This window comes from Psychrobacter sp. 1U2, from assembly GCF_051847575.1.
Genome location: NZ_JBPYDC010000256.1, coordinates 1 through 1300, shown reverse-complemented (window position 1 = coordinate 1300; position 1300 = coordinate 1). Strand labels below are relative to the sequence as shown.

At 39.1% G+C, this 1300-nt stretch carries 1 protein-coding gene; it reads right to left on the bottom strand.

The genetic code is table 11. The annotated features are described in order from the left end of the window. Window positions 1-494: 494 nt before the first annotated feature. Window positions 495-1211 carry a response regulator gene (locus ACS8FD_RS14965; protein ID WP_075103509.1) on the bottom strand — a complete coding sequence of 239 codons (717 nt, stop codon included), beginning with the start codon at window positions 1209-1211 and terminating at the stop codon, window positions 495-497. Between the last annotated feature and the right edge of the window lie 89 nt (window positions 1212-1300).

The window sequence follows — 1300 nt, the reverse complement described above, 5'->3', positions numbered from 1 at the left end:
TTCACGATAGGTTTGTACACGTTCCTTATTAATAGTATCCATTAATAATTGGGCAAATAAGGCCACGCATAGACAGACTATTAATAGACCGGCATAAATTCGAACAAAAATACTGTGTTTTAAAGAAGAAACTAATGACATACGTGCCGTGACCAAACTGTTGAGTAATAATCGCTAGTATCGCTTTGACCAAAACCTCTCCATCGCAAACGATATCAAGCACTGTTAGATAAAGATGAAAGATTGAAGACCGTATTTTATCATTATATATAAACAACCTAACCATAATACAATGACCGACTTAAAACCATATCTATATAATGTGTATTGAGCTGGCGTCCATAATTACTGCTCAATAATTACCGCTCAATTAAACCACATAACACCTGTCTTAAGTTCAAAAACTTAAACTTTAGCCACAAAAAAACCAGCAAGGAGCTGGTTTCTTGTGAAGAAAATGATAATTACTGACTATGACTGTCATTAAGACAAGATCAATTGCCCTCTTTAACGAATAAATAACCTTTACTACGTACTGTTTTAATACGTTTAGGGTTTTCTGGATCATCACCAATCTTAGGACGAATACGTGAGATACGCACATCAATAGAACGATCTTGACCATCATATTCAATGCCGCGTAGGCGCTCAAAAATGTCTTCGCGCGATAAGATACGACCAGCATTAGAAGCAAGTAGCCATAGTAGGTCATATTCAGCGCTGGTAAAGTCGACTAACTCGTCGCTCAATGTCACAGATCGACCGCCATTGTCGATGACCAGCTCACCAAATTCTAGGCGTTGTGGCACATCTTCTGATGGCGCATTTTCAGAACGACGTAGTAACGCACGAATACGTGCCAACAATACACGTGGTTGAGCAGGCTTGGCGACATAATCGTCAGCGCCCATCTCAAGACCCAATACTTGATCCATATCTTCTGTACGCGCCGTCAGCATCAAAATTGGATTTTGATAATGGGGACGCACTTCACGACAAACAGTCAAACCATCACTACCAGGAAGCATAACATCAAGTACTACTAAATCTGGTTGTTCATTAACGATGCGGCGAATGGCGCGATTGCCATCAGTCTCGATCGCTACTTCTAAGCCATTCTTAACCAGATAATCTTGAGTTAACATAGCTAAACGTTCATCATCTTCAACAATCAAAATTCGGAGTGTGTTGTCTTCTTCAGTCGTTGTCATTGGTGTGTCCTATAATGTATAAAAATTAATAGCAGGTAATTAGTAGCACAATAAAATGGAACAATTGATGTTCTTATGAATGATGCAAT

Bases quoted from the DNA above. Each gene is read 5' to 3' on its own strand.
- ACS8FD_RS14965 (WP_075103509.1), bottom strand. From the start codon at position 1,211: ATGACAACGACTGAAGAAGACAACACACTCCGAATTTTGATTGTTGAA.